This window comes from Acidovorax sp. LjRoot194, assembly GCF_964253015.1.
Lineage (GTDB): Bacteria > Pseudomonadota > Gammaproteobacteria > Burkholderiales > Burkholderiaceae_C > Acidovorax.
The window spans coordinates 3532126-3546472 of record NZ_CAXUQB020000001.1; the positions used below are offsets into that span (position 1 = coordinate 3532126).

The window sequence follows — 14347 nt, forward strand, 5'->3', positions numbered from 1 at the left end:
AGGCTTACGCCGGTGTAGCTCAGTCGGTAGAGCAGCTCATTCGTAATGAGAAGGTCGGGTGTTCGATTCATCTCTCCGGCACCAAATGAAAAGCCCTGATTCGCAAGAGTCAGGGCTTTTTCTTTTATCCTTACTCGTAGGCAATCTGTAGGCAACTGTTCCAACTCCGTCCCACCTGGGCGCGCATCTTTGGACACAATGTTCGGTCCGTCCTGGCGTTGGGCTTACGTGTGATTGAATCAATGAAAATCGGTCTCGCCCGTGTTGTCGCGGACGAACTGCCGGCCCCCTCAAGGAGCAAGGTACATGCGCCGATAAGTGGGCATAAGGGGGCAATCCAGCACGGACCACGGCAGGGCGACGAAGCCCTCGGAATCCCGTCCTGAATCGCCCTTGCCGCCCTTAGAGCGTCCGTGTGCCATGTCCGCCAACTCCACGGATGCGGCGCGCAATCCATTGGTAGATTTTTCGGCGGTCGGCTTTGGTCAGGTTGTAGACGCCAGGGCGGCACTCTTTGCCATCACAGTCAGTAAAGCTGATTCGTTCGCAGGGAATGTCCAGGCCTCGGCGACGCAGCTCTGCAACAAGCTCCGGTGAGTTGCTAGCTCCGGCAACGCGGTCCAGCGATTCCCGGGGCATAGGGCGGCGTAGCAGCGCATCAATTGCACGCAGATGACGCGGGTTGTCAGTGCCTGTAAATTTCGCGCTGTTCGTGGCGCTCGATTCTGCTTTTGTAGGGTCGGGCGTTTTCATTTATGTGCCCTCCATGCCCAGCACCGCGCAGATTCCTGCCACAGGCCAGCCCAAACGACCATTGATACGCACGGGACGCAAACCTTTGGGGAAGGTTTCTGCGCAGGCCCAGCTCCTCAAAGTCTGTGAACGGCGCAGCAGGTAGTGAGCGGCTTGTTCGGTCGGAACCGTGGGGCGGTTGACCTGTTCCAGCGGCGGGAATTTCTGGGGCCCCTGTATGAGGCGGCGGACGGCGCCTTTGTGAATATCTAGAGTTTGCATTGTTCGCTTTCCATTCCTGCTGCGCGGGCCTTGCGGTGCGCTTGGCATCCGGGCTAGGAATGGGCGAATTGAAAATTTCCGGGGTTTGAACGCGGTCACCCCGGAATTATAAAATCCTTACAGATCAAAGACTTACCACCTACCCGACACCAAAAATCGGAATTAACTCCCGGAAATTCATTGATGCTCATCTGCATCGTTAAACACGGCGTAGTGATCATCCCAATCGGTACGCCATGGTGCCAATACCGATTTATTCCTGAACTTTCTGTTCAGGGCTTCTAGCGTTTTCTGCTTATCCCCAGCTCTGGCTTTTCCGTGTATCAGCCTTGCTAAAGTTGCTGGACACCAAAGACTTGTTGCCCCACCTGCTGCGCCCAAGGAGACCCGCGCGGACTGCAGCCACTTGGTATCACTAAGTCGCTTTGTCCAGTTCTCGGCCGTGTAGGGCAACGCATCAAAAATGGCTGCCACCTGTGCTGTCGTTATCCCGTCCCTAGCGACGCTAGGCGTACCGTTGGGCGGCGTAGTAAATGCGCCCTGCATTTCGAAAGAAGCCGCCGTTTTGTCACATTCCCAATCGCCACTTTGGTTCACAGCTGATGCATACCGGTCAATCCAGCTGTGATACTTCAATCTCTCGGCTCTCGCATGTTTATGCCAGACGCTCAGGGTTCGGGGGCTTGGCTCTCTTTTCGCGACATCCGTGAAAGCGCGAAGCAGCTTGCGATAGTCGAGTGGGGTAGTTTCGGACGTGGTCGTCCTTTCTGGCGTCGGTTCCTCGTGGGGGTCTTGTTCACATAGAAGCATCGCCGCTTCAGCCGGCTGCAGGTCAGACAGCCCCCACCAATACGACGCACTCAACGTTGCGTCATACCAAGACGTAAATGCAATCAGGTCGCTTGCTAAAGGCGCTTCACGGATCGACTGTGACGCTGAGTGCTGAACGCTATCAAAGCCCTCCATGACCATCGCCAAGGCCTGAGCGTCCATGTATGGGCTCAGATTCAACTCACGCTCCCCGCCCCGCTCCTGGGTATAGGTGACGGCTTCAGGCGAGAAGTCGCGCTGATGGTCATTGTGGAAATCGTCAAGCCACACGAAAACCCCTGCTGGCAGGAGCGATGCCGACCTCTGACGCCAGTCAGCGTAACGCCGTGAGTCAGCGTCCTCCTCTCCTTGATACAGATTGCTTAGGGCAGCCTTCAGCGCGTCCAGTTGCACCACAAAGGCGTCCCACTCATTCGCCAGCATCTTGGTCGGCATATCACCGACTAGATGGAGTGCCGATGTGTTCTGCAGTCGTGCGTGTGCCCCCGTTTTGCGAGCTAGATTCCCAGCGACCTCATCGGGGGAGAGGTTCCAGCTTGTGACGTAAGGCAGGGCACGGACCGGTAGCGCCGAACGGCCCCCAATATTCAATATCACTGCGCCACTTAGGTAAGCGCTCGTCGCTTCGACTGTTCTCCACCTGTAGGGGGTACCTTGTTGTTCCAACCATTTGTTCACGTCGCCATGTGTCACCAACTCGTAGAACTGCCGTGCCACCAAGGGGAAAAAAGGCAGGCAAGTATGGGGGTCGCGGACAGTCAACTCCCGCGCATTTGCCGCGTCAACCATTGCGTCAAGCAATGTCCCGCAAGCACCGCTGTGCAGACTCTCTTGCTTTGCTATGTCCTGCGCCGCATTTTCTATGGTCCAGTAAATCGGGCCACTTCCGTGAGGCAGTAAAACTAAGCCAATACCCCGTTTTCCCAAGAATGCGCCTAACTCAGAAGGTAGCAACACGCCGCTCTTCAGCGCACTCGGCGCGACCCAAGTGATTGCGCCCATCCCTGCAGGATTACGCACCGTCAGCTCCTGCGTTTTGACGGCTTCAAGCAAATCATCGTCCAATGTCAATCGGGTGATGCCATAAGAACCAAGGTCCGCATCGCTGGGGTACATCGCCTTCGCGATGATGTGGGCTAGGTCGCAGAACTTCACTACCTTGCCTTCTTCAAGGTGGACAGTGAAAGGACGCTTCTCTAGGTTCTGCTCCCGCGGTGTGAGTGCCGCTTCCCTTGGCTTTTTTCTTTGATTCACGAGGTTGGCCGTTTCTTCAATTTCCTGCCTCTTGAATCGCAGTTCATGCAGTGGCAGCTTGAAGCCTGGCTCACTCTTGCAAAGCGTTCCATCCTCAGTACGAAACATGGTGACAAAAGGCTCATGACCGTCAAACTCCAATCGCTGAAGGTCTCCGCCAAAAACCATTTCCGCCATGACTCCTTCCAATCTGTTGTTGGATAGCCGCGGCAATTTTTCGTCGTGCTCTAGCCAGAAGTACGGGCGTAGTCGGTACTCCATCAGTCGCTGCAGCGTCCAGGCTTCGTTCGTTTCAACTGCGAGCCAAGAACACGCTTGTTCCACGCTGGCTAACCTTGGCAGATATGTCATCGCTTTCCCCAAGCGAACCCTGAACAGGAGCCCCAGCAGGCGGGCAGGGAAACCCGCTTTTCGGTTCGCGGGCCTAGCTGGGGCGAATCAAGTCTATTCGGCCCTTGCGCCTTGCGCTACAAACTGGATGGCGGTGCTGTCGCTCTTTTTTAGATTGCACGGCACACAAGCCGCAACTAGGTTCAGGACGCCTTCACCCCTCCCCCCAAGAGCGCGGGGCAGTTGGGTGTTCGATGTGCCACTTGCCGAGCAATTCAAGAGGTGTATGGCAGTAGTGACACATGCCGGATGACCGCTCAAAAATCTCGCGTCGTCGTCTGGGCACACAAGGCGCTGGTGTTGGGACAAGCGTATGTAAAGGCTCGTCCGGCCAGAGCTGCCCCTGCTCACACATTGGAGGCGCTGGCGCTAACCACACACCCATTCGTTGGAGAGTGGGGAAAATCGTCACGGCAACAACGAGTCGGGTCTGAGACGAAACGCAGTCTGACACCCCTGCTGATGCCATCACCACCCCAACGCGCGCGCCCCCAACAAAGCCACGACCGAGAGCCCGAGCACCCAGCTGATGGTCTGCCAGAACACCACGGGGTTGCGCTGCACGAGAGGCACCGACTGGCGTTGACGGAATGCGCGTCCTGGTGCGTGCAGATCAAACAGGAACTCCGACACCGCCTCCTGGCGCCGCGCCGGGTCAGGGTTCAAAGCCTTCTGGAGCACGCTGTCCAGCCACTGCGGCAGGTCGGGCCTGAAATGGCGTACCGGCACGTACCGCAACCCCTTGATGTCCGCCACTGACCGCACCCGCGCGGCGTGCAGGCCGTAGGGTAGTTGCGCGGTGAGCATCTGGTAGGCCAGCACGGCCAAGGAGAACAGGTCGGACTGCGCACTGCCCTCCTGCCCTACGAAGTACTCCGGCGCCGTGTACTGCAGCGTTCCGGCGATGGCGTCGGCGCGCGGGTCTTGGCTTCCCTCTTCGAGGCCGGCCACGCGGGTCGAGCCGAAGTCGATGATGCGGATGGTGCCCTGGCGGTCGATCATTACGTTGTCCGGGCGCAGGTCCTGGTGCAGCATCTCCTTGACATGGAACGCATGCAGCCCCTTGCCGACCTGGGCGATGAGGCCGCGCACGGTGTCGAGGTCGGGGCTGGGGTGGTCGATCATCCACTGCGCCAGGGTGTGCCCTTCCACGAACTCCATGGCGACGTACATGTGCGTCCTGGGGCGCTCGTGCACATGGGGCCGCAGCACGTGCGGGCTGTGGATGCGCCGGGCGACCCATTCCTCCAGCAAGAAGCGGTCTAGGTGTAGCGCGTCGCCGGCCATTTCTATGGAGGGCGTTTTGAGCACCATCTGCTGCGCCGTCGCGTCGTCCACCGCCAAATACACGTGGCTGCGGGCACTGGCGTGCAGTTCTCGGACGATGCGGTAGCCCTCGAACCGCGCGTTGGGCGCCAGCAGCGGTGCGATGGCCAAGTCGGCCCGCAGGGCCTGCAGGTCGCGCAGCGGCACCTCAGGCAGTGCATCGACCCGCAGCAGTTGCACCGTCATGTCGTCGTCGGCACCGCGTGCCTGTGCTGTGTCCACGAGCGCCTGGGCGGCGCGGTCCCAGTCGTCAGGATGCAGAGCCAGTGCCTGATGCACTGCCGCGGCATCGATGTGCAGGTACGCGCCGTCGGTGGCCAGCAGGTAGATGGCGCCCACGTCCGCCGGCAGGGTGGTGTAGTCGATCTCGACGTTGGGGCCCGTGCCCAGCGCGCGGCCCAGGAAGGACTCCACCGACGACAGATGCACGCGGTGGTCCTGCGTCAGCGGCTCCAGCGACTGCGCGTGCACCCGGTAGATGCGCGAGTCGCCGACGTGCAGCAGGTGGATGTCTCGGCCCTTGAGGATGAGCGCGCTGAAGGTGCAGACATAGCCCCGGTCCTTGTCGAACCGCGCGTGGCTGCGCATGGTTTGCGCGTGCAGCCACGCGTTGGTGGCGCCCAGCACGCGCTGCGCGGACCTGCGCACCGACCAGGCGTCGGAGGTGGCGTAGTAGTCGTCCAGAAAGCTGCGCACCGCAGCGGCACTGGCCTCCTGGCTGACGGCGCTGGAGCCGATGCCGTCGGCCAGTGCCACGGCAATGCCTTTGGTGCTGCGCAGCGGCTCGACCGGCAGCACGGCGCCGTGGAAGTCCTGGTTGACGCCCCCCTGTCCCGCCTGCGAATGCTGGCCCAGCGTGACGCGGAGGGTGTGGTTCTTTGCGCTCATGGCACAGGTGTCATCGCAGGCAAGGCCGAACCGCTCCGGCCCTGCGTTGCCTGCAGGGCCTGTCAGGCCACCTTGCGCTTGGGCGCGGTCTTGTAGTGGGTGGAATACAGCATGGCGCCCACGAAGGTCAGGCCGCCCACCAGGTTGCCGATGACGGTGGGGATTTCATTCCAGACCAGGTAGTCCATGACCGTGAAGTTGCCGCCCAGCAGCAGGCCCGAGGGGAACAGGAACATGTTGACGATGCTGTGCTCGAAGCCCATGTAGAAGAACAGGGCGATGGGAATCCACATGCCGATGGCCTTGCCCGACACCGAGGTGGACATCATCGCGGCCACCACACCGGTGGACACCATCCAGTTGCACATGACGCCGCGGATGAACAGGGTCAGCATGCCGGCGGCGCCGTGCGCGGAGTAGCCCACGGTGCGGCCCTCGCCGATGTGGCCGATCTTCACGCCGACGGCGTTGGGCGCCTCACTGAATCCGAAGGTGAAGATGATGGCCATGAACACGGCCACCATGAAGGCCCCCGCGAAGTTGCCGCAAAACACCAAGGTCCAGTTGCGGAACACGCCAGCCCAGGTGGCGCCGGGGCGCTTGTCGAGCACGGCCAACGGGGCCAGGGTGAACACCCCCGTCAGCAGGTCGTAGCCCAGCAGGTACAGCAGGATGAAGCAGCCCGGGAACAGCATGGCGCCCAGCAGCGCGTTGCCGGTATTGACCGTGACGGTGACGGCGAAGGCCGCGCCGAGGGCCAGCATGGCGCCGGCCATGAAGGAACGGATCAGCGTGTCGCGGGTGGACATGAGCAGCTTGGATTCTCCGGAATCGACCATCTTGGTCACAAATTCGGAAGGGGCGAGATAGGCCATGGAGTTTCCTTGGGGTGCGGTGGCTGACAGACCGACTAAGTGAGAGAGTGACTGCCCCATCAAGCCCTCGGCACGAGGGGGCGCAACAAAAGAAAACGGCGTCCAGCATGCAACCCGTCTGACCGGGTGACACACAGGGACGCCGTTATCCTTGGATGCGCGAATTCCGCGGCCCTGCTGCCGCGTTGTTGCGGCTGCAGGGTGGTGAATGCAGGCCCACATCAGCCCGGCACTCGGTACGGTATGAGCAAGTTTTGTACCGCGCTTGCAACGGCCCCTCGGGCCGTGCAACGCCCGTTCTCCAGGCCTCTTCAGCGCAAGAGGCGTGCGAGTGCATCGCGCTTGTGCAACGCGGCACCAAGTTGGATCACTCGGAGGGCGTCTTTGGGGCGCGCAGGCCCTGCTGCAGCGCCACCGCCAGATCGGGCAGGGACAGCGTAGCCTCGGCCACATCGAGCAGGCGGCGGTTCTGGTCCATCGACGTTTTCTGCAGCACGCGGAAGGCCACTTCTTCGTTCATGCCCAGCCGCGCCATCAACACGCCCTTGGCGCGCTCGATCACCTTGCGCTCGTTCAACGTGCGGCGGGCCGCGTCGAGCTCGGCCTCCATGGTGGACATGCGTGCGGACTGGGCCTGCAGCAGGTCCAGCAGCGAAGCGGCCTCGCCGGCATAGGCGCCGCCTGGCTGCGCGGCGACGGCTGTGGGCGCCAACGCCATGTCGAAAAATCGGTCCACCGCGTGGGTGCGCTGCGGTGGGTTGTCGCGCAGGCCGCGCAGCAGCCCTTTGGAGTCTTGCAGGTCTTGCTGCGCTTCTTCGATGCGCGCTGCGCAGTCGGCGCGCAGTTGTTTGACCAGATCGACCTGCAGGTGCCACAGCGCGTCAATGCGCTCGGAGCACACGTCGAACCAGACGTCGCTCAGGTCGCTGTCGAGCACCGCGCCCGGCCGGGCCACGCACAGCGTGCGGCGCAGACGCTCGAGCTGCGCCACGCTGGGCGCCAGTTGCTGCTGGTCCCACCGGGTGCGCAGCACGGGGTCGGCAAACTCGGCAAAGATGCGCAGGCTGCGCTCCTGCGCGTCGATGAGGTGCAGCACGCGCTGCTGGTGCGCCTCGCTGCCGGCGCCCGATGCGTACAGCAGCGCGCCCAGGGCCCGCTCCTGCCCCGCCTCTTCCTGTGCCTGCACCAGGTGCAGCAGGCCCACCAGCAGGCGCGACACGCTGGGCAGGCCCGCCGCGTCGGCCACGTGGAACACCAGCTCAATCAGACCCGCAATCAGATGGCTGTATGCGGCGATGGAGTCATGGGCCGACATCGCCTGCCGCTCGACCTGGCTGCGCAAGGCCGCCAGTGACTCTATGCCCAGCAAGGCCCAGGCCATCAGCGACAGCGCCTTGGCTGTGGCTCCCTGCGCAGGCTCGACGTGCTCCGCAAACACCTCGCGCAACCGCGTCTCCAGCAGCACGACCTCGTCCACCATCTTGCGGCGCACGTCGGCAAAGCGCTGGCCCTTGGAAGCCAAATACACACCGGACGCTCCGCGCTCGCGCTGCAGGCCCTGGATCAGCTGCCCCACCACGTCCACCAGCTCTGCACGGCTGGCCAGGTGCCGCACGGCGTCGATCTCCAGTTGCTTGGACCGCAGGACGAGGTTCGAAACGGACAAAGTCGCCACCGGGTCAAGCATGCAGGTTTCCTGGGTTCGTTGTTTCAGGGGCGACTGCGCGTTGCGGCGCGCCGTCGTCGGGTCATGGAGGGTCAGGCCACAGCCACGCTGACCCGGCCGCCATCCACCCGCACATTGTGAGCCCGTACAGACTGCTCCGGCGTCTCGATGCATTCACCGGTGAGCAGATCGAAATGGTTTTTGTACATCGGCGACGCCACCACGACGCGGTCGCCGATGTTACCGATCAGCCCGCGCGACAGCACGCTGGCGCCGGACTTGGGGTCCACATTGTCGATGGCGAAGAAGCGGTCGGCGCCCAGTCGGAACACCGCCACGTGGCGGTCGGCGACCAGTGCGCACACGCCGGTGCTGGGCAGGATGTCGTCGACCGCGCAGATATCGGTCCAGGCGAGGGTTTCTTCAGTGCTTTGGGGAAGTGCGCTCATGGCGTGATGCTTTCAAAAGTGGGTTGCGCATGCGGTGGGAGCGCAGCCGTCCATCAGGCCGGCTCCGCGCTCCGCGCTCAGGCTGCCTGGGCGATGGGGATGACCTTGGCTGCACCACGCACGCGTTCGTCGGCGGTGGCAGGCCGGATCTGACCGCGCTCTTCCACGAACAGCACGTTCTCGTCGCCCTTATCGCTGTTCACGAACGAGCGGAAGCGCTTGCGCGTTTCGGGGTCGGTCACAGCGGTCTTCCATTCGCACTGGTAGGTGTCCGCCACATGCTGCATCTGTGCTTCGAGCTCGGCGCACAGGCCCAGGCTGTCCTTGATCAGCACGTCCGTGAGGTAGCCCAGGCCGCCTTCGAGGTTCTCGCGCCAGGTGCTGGTGCGCTGCAGCCGGTCGGCGGTGCGCACGTAGAACATCAGCACCCGGTCGATCATGCGCACCAGGTCTTCCTTGTTCAGGTCGGACGCAAACAGCTCTGCGTGGCGCGGCTTCATGCCGCCGTTGCCGCAGATGTACAGGTTCCAGCCCTTTTCAGTGGCGATGATGCCGATGTCCTTGCCCTGCGCCTCGGCGCATTCACGCGTGCAGCCGGACACGCCGAACTTGATCTTGTGCGGCGAGCGCAGGCCCTTGTAGCGGTGCTCCAGCTCTACCGCAAGGCCCACGCTGTCGCCCACACCGTAGCGGCACCAAGTCGAGCCCACGCAGCTCTTGACCGTGCGCAGCGACTTGCCGTACGCATGGCCCGACTCGAAGCCGGCGGCAATCAGCTCTTCCCAGATGGTGGGCAGTTGCTCGACGCGTGCGCCGAACAGGTCCACCCGCTGGCCGCCCGTGACCTTGGTGTACAGGCCGTATTTCTTGGCCACCTGGCCCACGGCGATCAGGCCGTCGGGCGTGACCTCGCCGCCGGGCATGCGCGGCACCACCGAATACGTGCCGTCCTTCTGGATGTTGCCCAGGTAGTAGTCGTTGCTGTCCTGCAGGCCCGCCAGCTCCTTCTTGAGCACGAACTCGTTCCAGCACGACGCGAACACGCTGGCCGCCACAGGCTTGCAGATGTCGCAGCCCAGGCCTTTGCCGTGCTTGGCCAGCAGGTCGTCGAAGCTCTTGATCTCGCCCACGCGCACCAGGTGGTAGATCTCCTGACGCGAATATGCGAAGTGCTCGCAGATGTGGTTGTTCACAGCCATGCCGCGGCGCGACATTTCCATCTTCATGACCTGCGTGACCAGGGGCACGCAGCCGCCGCAGGTGGCACCCGCCTTGGTGCAAGCCTTCATCTCGGCGATGGTGCAGGCGCCCTCGCCCACCGCGGCGCAGATGGCGCCCTTGGTGACGTTGTTGCACGAGCAGATCTGCGCTGCATCGGGCAACGCTTCCACGCCCAGGCCGGGCTTGGCCTTGCCGTCGCTGGACGGGAAGATCAGGAATTCGGGGTCTTCAGGCAGCGCGATGCCGTTCAGTGCCATTTGCAGCAGAGTGCCGTATTCGGTGGCATCGCCGATCAGCACGGCGCCCAGCAGTTGCTTGCCGTCCTCGCTGATCACGATCTTCTTGTAGATCTGGCGGCGCTCGTCCACGTACTGGCACGTGCGGCTGTGGGGCGTGCGTCCGTGTGCGTCACCGATGCTGGCGACATCCACGCCCATCAGCTTGAGCTTGGTGCTCATGTCGGCGCCCACGAAAGCGGCGTCGGCGTCGCCCGCGATGTGGCGTGCTGCGACGCGGGCCATGTCGTAGCCCGGGGCCACCAGGCCGAAGGTCTGCTCGTTCCACGACGCGCATTCGCCGATGGCGTACACGTCGTGGTCGCTGGTGCGGCAGGCGCTGTCGATAGCCACTCCTCCGCGCGGGCCGACGGCCAGCAGGGATTGGCGGGCCAGCTCGTCGCGCGGGCGGATACCTGCAGAGAACACGATCATGTCGGTCTCGAGATAGGTGCCGTCGGCAAACACCATGCGGTGGCGCGCGCGGGCACCATCGGTGATCTCCTGCGTGTTGCGGCCGGTATGCACGGTGACACCCAGCTCTTCGATCTTGGCCTGCAGCACACGGCCGCCGCCCTCGTCCACCTGCACGGCCATCAGTCGCGGGGCGAATTCGACCACGTGGGTTTCCAGTCCCATGTCGCTCAGCGCCTTGGCGCATTCCAGGCCCAGCAGGCCCCCGCCCACGACCACACCGGTCTTGGACTTGGCGCCCGATGCCTGCATGGCTTCCAGGTCTTCGATGGTGCGGTAGACGAAGCAGTGCTCACGGTCGCGCCCGGCCACCTGCGGCACGAAGGGGTTGGAGCCGGTGGCCAGCACCAGCTTGTCGTAGGTCAGCACTTCGCCGTCGGCCGTGGTCACGGTGCGGGTGCGGCGGTCTACCGAGGCGGCCCGTGCGGCCAGGCGCAGCGTGAAGCCGGTACGCTCGAAGAATCCCGACTCAACCAGGGAGAGTTCATCGGCCGAGGTGCCGCTGAAGAAGGCGGAGAGGTGCACCCGGTCGTAGGCAGCGCGGGGCTCCTCGCACAGCACGGTGACTTCCACGCCGGTCATGCCGGTTTCCGCCAGGCTTTCGAGGAACTTGTGGCCCACCATTCCGTGGCCGATGAGAACAATTTTCATGATCGTGGTCCTGCAATGACCCGGCTGACCTGGAGAGCTCGGAGCAGGATGGGCATGCGTTACCGGACCGTGGGGTCGGCGCCGCACCCTCACCCTCCGCGGTAGCACGGGTGTGGTTTGGAACAACCAGGCGAAGAGGCATCGAAGCCAAGGCCACCTGGGTTCCGCCATCATTAGCGGAGGGTTGTTGTCGGTCCCACCGGCAGCTTTACCAACGGGGTTGCTCTCTCATCGCAATATCCATGCCGAGGTACCATTGCCCCGAAAGCCCGGCTCTGCGCGCCTTCCAGAGATGGCGCTGCAGGCGCGGGCCGCACAGAATCCGCGGTGTCGCATCAATGCGGTGCAGGGCATCCCCAACATAGGGCGATGCCAGAAGTCAGTCGGTGCATGGCGGTGGGTGGTCTACGGAGCTCTGGCGGGTGGGCAACCCGCAGAAGGTCGACGGGCGACGGCGCAGTTTCTGTGGCCCAGCAAACCAGCCAGCGTGGGCCCCGGCTGGCTGCAGCGCCTGTCTGCGGCCAATTTTTCGTTTTCAAATCCGTCACGCGGGCGCAAACTCCAGCCACCAGCGGTAGCCCAGGGACAAAAACTCCCCCTCCGAGAGACCACCACCATGACCGAACGCAGATCCACGTCAGACCGGCGCAGCGGCGCAGACCGCAGGCAAGAGGAACAAGGCCCTCCCAGCAACTACGAGCGGCGCCGCACGGTCGAGGCCCGGCAGCCCGAGTTGACCGAGCTGCACTTGAGCGACGAAGAGCTTCACGCGCTGGGGTTCACGCCAGACGCGCCGGCACCCAAGAAACCACAAGGATCGGCCTGATCCGATCCACGCAGCGGTAGCGGCCTGTGAAAGGCGCGCTCCGGGTCAGAGCTCTCAGTGGTCGGTATCGGCCACAGCGATCACCCGGTGCGCCACCATGTCCAGCGCGGGCCGGGTGTTGCCCTGCTTGTCCGTCCACACCTTGGGCACCAGGCTGCCTGCGACGGCCAGCGCATCGCCGTCACGCAGGTGGTGCAAGGATGCGCGCACATCGCTGTCAAACGCGATCACGTTCACAAACAAGGTTTCGCCGTCCGCCGTGGTGGCGCGCACCTTCGCCACGGTGAAGGGCTTGCCCGTCTTGTCGGTCCGCTGCTCGGCATCGCCGTACAGACGCCCTGACACCAATCCATCGATCATGTGAGTCCTTGACCCCGAGGACGCACGGCGCGCGCGCAGCAACGAGGACTGGTTGTTTGTGGGCGCCTGCTGAGGCGGGCCATGGAGGACACGGCTGCAGTACCCGGGGGATGAGGAGCGGCGATTCGACAGCGCCAGCAAAAAAGCCCAGAACCTTTCGGTTCTGGGCTTTTGCTATCAATGGTCGGCGTGGCGGGATTCGAAATACCGCGTGAAACCCGCTTCAAACCTAGCAAAAGTCCAAAAGGCGTTTAGGGTTGCCCCTAAAGTTGCCCCATGCACCAAATTGTTGCGATTGTCCCACAGCTGCGATTGCGTCAGTTCAACGGGCCGGACTGCCCTGGCTCGTCACCCTGCATGACGTTATTCACCGTGGCCTGGCGCACCATCAAAACGAACTCTTTTTCATAGTCTGAGCGCGCGGCGTGCGCTGGCCCGTGGTCTGCGATGTCGCAGAACGCCATGTACTCGTTCATGATTTCGATCTTGTTTTCGGACTGGCGCACGGCCGCCAGCAGCAGCGCGTTGACGGATTCCAGCAGCGCAATCGTCTGTGACGCCCTCTCCTGCTGAAACTCCATCTGCTCCTGCAGCAGGTTCACCTGTTCTTGCAACGTCAGTTCATCAGCCATGCGGGACTCCTTCATTCAACAAAAATTGGCAGCTCGATCTGCCGGGTGGGGTCCTGCGGGCCGTGCTTGAACAGCGCGACCGGCGGTAACTGGATCAGGGCCTCCGCCTGCTCAATCGTGCCGCGCAGCCAAGCATCCCAGTCACCCTTTTCTAACGGCACAACGGTGCGCTTGTCCTGCATGTGGGGCGGGCGCTTGGGGTCGGGCCGGTGCATCAGCCTCAGCAGCGGATGCACGTCGCAGTTCTGCGTGACCATGGTGAAGTTGGACAACACCTCGCCAGTGGCCGGGTCGGTCCACTCGTTCCACAGGCCGGCCAGGCCCCACGGCTCGCCATCGGCGCGGGAGAACTGCCACGCGGTGTGCACGCCGTCTTGCCAATACGGCTCGACGTAGCTCTGCGCGGGGATGATGCAGCGCTGACCACGGCGCCACGGGCCGCCGTAGGTCCACGATTTGGCCATCCCCTCGCGCCTTGCGTTGACGGTCGACAACCGCTTGCCGTCCTTGCCCTTGGGTATGCTGGTTTGAGAGTCCGGCGGGATCATGCCCCACTGGCCCACAACAAGCTCCGCAGCCTGCCCAGCGCCCCGCAAGAACGGCCCACGGTACAGCGGGCTCATCTTGTCGCGCCACTCTTCCTCAGGCAGATCACCGAAGTGCAGAACAAGCTGCTCACGGCCGGGGACTTCGTAGAAGGTGCACATGCAGCACATTCTGCCGCGCATGAGATACACTGTAAATATGTACAGTCTTTTGGATTCCCCACTGCCGGTGCCCTATGACGTGGCCGTGCAGTCGCTCGCTCTGCCGATCTGCGGCGTGAGCGTGCGCGCGGGTTTTCCGTCGCCAGCAGATGATTTTGTGGTGGAGCGGCTGGACATCATGCAGCTGCTGGTGGTGCACCCCCAAGCCACCTACTTCTGGCGTGTAAAAGGCGACTCCATGCGCGATGCTGGGATTGAAGACGGCAGCATCATTGCGGTGGACAAGGCAGTACGGCCGAAGCATGGGCTCATCGTCGTGGCAATCGTGGACGGCGAGTGCACGGTGAAGTACCTCTACCAACGCGCAGGCCGCATCAAGCTGCGTGCGGCCAATCCCACGTATCCGGACATCATCCCCCGCGACAGCCAGACGATTGACGTGTGGGGCGTGGTGCGTGGATGCGTGAAGATTTTCCCGACCTCCTGACTGGAACGCCTGCGCGTGAAC

The 14347-nt window shown here is 63.0% G+C and carries 13 protein-coding genes and 1 tRNA gene; 3 read left to right on the forward strand and 11 right to left on the reverse strand.

Features of this window, described 5'->3' with window-relative positions:
* The first annotated feature begins 8 nt into the window (after nucleotides 1–8).
* Nucleotides 9–84: transfer RNA gene (locus tag ACSQ3N_RS15900), tRNA-Thr, on the forward strand.
* Nucleotides 85–402: 318 nt separating this feature from the next.
* On the opposite strand, the gene ACSQ3N_RS15905 is transcribed toward ACSQ3N_RS15900, so the two are convergent.
* The 8 genes from ACSQ3N_RS15905 to nirB form a co-directional block, all read right to left on the reverse strand.
* Nucleotides 403–753 (reverse strand): hypothetical protein, encoded by a 351-nt coding sequence (locus ACSQ3N_RS15905; RefSeq protein ID WP_082517079.1) that lies wholly within the window; start codon nucleotides 751–753, stop codon nucleotides 403–405.
* Nucleotides 754–1014: a hypothetical protein gene (locus tag ACSQ3N_RS15910; protein WP_082517080.1), complete on the reverse strand. Its 261-nt coding sequence runs from the start codon at nucleotides 1012–1014 to the stop codon at nucleotides 754–756.
* Between the two features lie 177 nt (nucleotides 1015–1191).
* Nucleotides 1192–3450: a hypothetical protein gene (locus ACSQ3N_RS15915; protein ID WP_436146763.1), complete on the reverse strand. Its 2259-nt coding sequence runs from the start codon at nucleotides 3448–3450 to the stop codon at nucleotides 1192–1194.
* 507 nt (nucleotides 3451–3957) lie between these two features.
* The gene (locus tag ACSQ3N_RS15920) at nucleotides 3958–5703 is read right to left on the reverse strand and encodes a protein kinase domain-containing protein (RefSeq protein WP_436146764.1); all 1746 of its coding nucleotides are present in this window, start codon (nucleotides 5701–5703) and stop codon (nucleotides 3958–3960) included.
* A 62-nt stretch (nucleotides 5704–5765) separates the two neighbouring features.
* Nucleotides 5766–6578, reverse strand: a complete 813-nt coding sequence (locus ACSQ3N_RS15925) for a formate/nitrite transporter family protein (RefSeq protein ID WP_056171841.1) — start codon at nucleotides 6576–6578, stop codon at nucleotides 5766–5768.
* 367 nt (nucleotides 6579–6945) lie between these two features.
* A complete protein-coding gene (locus tag ACSQ3N_RS15930; RefSeq protein WP_436146765.1) occupies nucleotides 6946–8265 on the reverse strand; it encodes a nitrate- and nitrite sensing domain-containing protein in 1320 nt (439 codons plus the stop codon).
* 71 nt (nucleotides 8266–8336) lie between these two features.
* Nucleotides 8337–8693 (reverse strand): nitrite reductase small subunit NirD, encoded by a 357-nt coding sequence (nirD, locus tag ACSQ3N_RS15935; protein ID WP_436146766.1) that lies wholly within the window; start codon nucleotides 8691–8693, stop codon nucleotides 8337–8339.
* 77 nt (nucleotides 8694–8770) lie between these two features.
* Entirely contained in the window at nucleotides 8771–11314 is a 2544-nt protein-coding gene (gene nirB, locus ACSQ3N_RS15940) for a nitrite reductase large subunit NirB (protein ID WP_436146767.1), read from the reverse strand.
* Between the two features lie 616 nt (nucleotides 11315–11930).
* Between nirB and ACSQ3N_RS15945 the strand changes: the two genes are divergently transcribed.
* Nucleotides 11931–12140, forward strand: coding sequence for a hypothetical protein (locus ACSQ3N_RS15945; RefSeq protein WP_082517081.1), 210 nt, complete (start codon nucleotides 11931–11933; stop codon nucleotides 12138–12140).
* Nucleotides 12141–12194: 54 nt separating this feature from the next.
* Here ACSQ3N_RS15945 and ACSQ3N_RS15950 read toward each other — a convergent pair whose 3' ends face one another.
* The 3 genes from ACSQ3N_RS15950 to ACSQ3N_RS15960 form a co-directional block, all read right to left on the reverse strand.
* Nucleotides 12195–12500: a single-stranded DNA-binding protein gene (locus tag ACSQ3N_RS15950; RefSeq protein ID WP_436146768.1), complete on the reverse strand. Its 306-nt coding sequence runs from the start codon at nucleotides 12498–12500 to the stop codon at nucleotides 12195–12197.
* A gap of 317 nt (nucleotides 12501–12817) precedes the next feature.
* A complete protein-coding gene (locus ACSQ3N_RS15955; protein ID WP_436146769.1) occupies nucleotides 12818–13132 on the reverse strand; it encodes a hypothetical protein in 315 nt (104 codons plus the stop codon).
* A gap of 11 nt (nucleotides 13133–13143) precedes the next feature.
* Entirely contained in the window at nucleotides 13144–13839 is a 696-nt protein-coding gene (locus ACSQ3N_RS15960) for an SOS response-associated peptidase (RefSeq protein WP_436146770.1), read from the reverse strand.
* A gap of 37 nt (nucleotides 13840–13876) precedes the next feature.
* On the opposite strand from ACSQ3N_RS15960, the gene ACSQ3N_RS15965 reads away from it, so the two are divergent.
* The gene (locus ACSQ3N_RS15965) at nucleotides 13877–14326 is read left to right on the forward strand and encodes a LexA family protein (protein WP_436147962.1); all 450 of its coding nucleotides are present in this window, start codon (nucleotides 13877–13879) and stop codon (nucleotides 14324–14326) included.
* The last annotated feature ends 21 nt before the right edge of the window (nucleotides 14327–14347 follow it).

Excerpts from the sequence above, each read along its gene's own strand:
- ACSQ3N_RS15905 (WP_082517079.1), bottom strand. The coding sequence starts at position 753 with ATGAAAACGCCCGACCCTACAAAAGCAGAATCGAGCGCCACGAACAGC.
- ACSQ3N_RS15910 (WP_082517080.1), bottom strand. The coding sequence starts at position 1,014 with ATGCAAACTCTAGATATTCACAAAGGCGCCGTCCGCCGCCTCATACAG.
- ACSQ3N_RS15915 (WP_436146763.1), bottom strand. The coding sequence starts at position 3,450 with ATGACATATCTGCCAAGGTTAGCCAGCGTGGAACAAGCGTGTTCTTGG.
- ACSQ3N_RS15920 (WP_436146764.1), bottom strand. The coding sequence starts at position 5,703 with ATGAGCGCAAAGAACCACACCCTCCGCGTCACGCTGGGCCAGCATTCG.
- ACSQ3N_RS15925 (WP_056171841.1), bottom strand. The coding sequence starts at position 6,578 with ATGGCCTATCTCGCCCCTTCCGAATTTGTGACCAAGATGGTCGATTCC.
- ACSQ3N_RS15930 (WP_436146765.1), bottom strand. The coding sequence starts at position 8,265 with ATGCTTGACCCGGTGGCGACTTTGTCCGTTTCGAACCTCGTCCTGCGG.
- nirD (WP_436146766.1), bottom strand. The coding sequence starts at position 8,693 with ATGAGCGCACTTCCCCAAAGCACTGAAGAAACCCTCGCCTGGACCGAT.
- nirB (WP_436146767.1), bottom strand. The coding sequence starts at position 11,314 with ATGAAAATTGTTCTCATCGGCCACGGAATGGTGGGCCACAAGTTCCTC.
- ACSQ3N_RS15945 (WP_082517081.1), top strand. The coding sequence starts at position 11,931 with ATGACCGAACGCAGATCCACGTCAGACCGGCGCAGCGGCGCAGACCGC.
- ACSQ3N_RS15950 (WP_436146768.1), bottom strand. The coding sequence starts at position 12,500 with ATGATCGATGGATTGGTGTCAGGGCGTCTGTACGGCGATGCCGAGCAG.
- ACSQ3N_RS15955 (WP_436146769.1), bottom strand. The coding sequence starts at position 13,132 with ATGGCTGATGAACTGACGTTGCAAGAACAGGTGAACCTGCTGCAGGAG.
- ACSQ3N_RS15960 (WP_436146770.1), bottom strand. The coding sequence starts at position 13,839 with ATGTGCACCTTCTACGAAGTCCCCGGCCGTGAGCAGCTTGTTCTGCAC.
- ACSQ3N_RS15965 (WP_436147962.1), top strand. The coding sequence starts at position 13,877 with ATGTACAGTCTTTTGGATTCCCCACTGCCGGTGCCCTATGACGTGGCC.